We start from the raw sequence: 711 nt of genomic DNA, 5'->3' as shown, positions 1-711 counted from the left end.
TATCGGGAAGACAGGATTCGAACCTGCGACACCTTGGTCCCAAACCAAGTACTCTACCAAGCTGAGCTACTTCCCGAGTTAAATAGAAAAATGCACCCTAGAGGAGTCGAACCTCTAACCGCCTGATTCGTAGTCAGGTACTCTATCCAGTTGAGCTAAGGGTGCTCATTAGTTTATGCCGAGGACCGGAATCGAACCGGTACGATCGTTACCAATCGCAGGATTTTAAGTCCTGTGCGTCTGCCAGTTCCGCCACCCCGGCCTCTCTAAGCGAACGACGGGATTCGAACCCGCGACCCCCACCTTGGCAAGGTGGTGTTCTACCACTGAACTACGTTCGCACTGTTTTCTTCTATCTAAAAATGCCGGCTACATGACTTGAACACGCGACCCTCTGATTACAAATCAGATGCTCTACCAACTGAGCTAAGCCGGCTCATTTATTATATCTTAATGCGGGTTAAGGGACTTGAACCCCCACGCCGTTAAGCGCCAGATCCTAAATCTGGTGCGTCTGCCAATTCCGCCAAACCCGCATATATGACCCGTACTGGGCTCGAACCAGTGACCCATTGATTAAAAGTCAATTGCTCTACCAACTGAGCTAACGAGTCTAAAATAACTTCCGTTATTCTAACGGTCCCGACGGGAATCGAACCCGCGATCTTCGCCGTGACAGGGCGACGTGATAACCGCTACACTACGGGACCT

The 711-nt window shown here is 50.6% G+C and carries 8 tRNA genes; all 8 read right to left on the bottom strand.

From position 1 onward, the window contains the following. Positions 1–2 precede the first annotated feature (2 nt). Positions 3–76: transfer RNA gene (locus ACLNCP_RS09995), tRNA-Pro, on the bottom strand. 15 nt (positions 77–91) lie between these two features. Next, positions 92–165, bottom strand: a tRNA-Arg gene (locus ACLNCP_RS09990). Positions 166–176: 11 nt separating this feature from the next. Continuing rightward, positions 177–262 (bottom strand) — tRNA-Leu (locus ACLNCP_RS09985). A gap of 7 nt (positions 263–269) precedes the next feature. After that, positions 270–341, bottom strand: a tRNA-Gly gene (locus ACLNCP_RS09980). A 22-nt stretch (positions 342–363) separates the two neighbouring features. Next, positions 364–436: transfer RNA gene (locus ACLNCP_RS09975), tRNA-Thr, on the bottom strand. An 18-nt stretch (positions 437–454) separates the two neighbouring features. After that, a tRNA-Leu gene (locus tag ACLNCP_RS09970) sits at positions 455–536 on the bottom strand. A gap of 5 nt (positions 537–541) precedes the next feature. Further along, positions 542–614 (bottom strand) — tRNA-Lys (locus ACLNCP_RS09965). 23 nt (positions 615–637) lie between these two features. Continuing rightward, positions 638–710 (bottom strand) — tRNA-Asp (locus tag ACLNCP_RS09960). Position 711: the final 1 nt, after the last annotated feature.

The sequence above is a fragment of the Streptococcus sp. CL6.35 genome, from assembly GCF_049737915.1.
Lineage (GTDB): Bacteria > Bacillota > Bacilli > Lactobacillales > Streptococcaceae > Streptococcus.
Note: the sequence above shows the minus strand (reverse complement) of the source record. Positions and strands in the feature narration are given on the sequence as shown.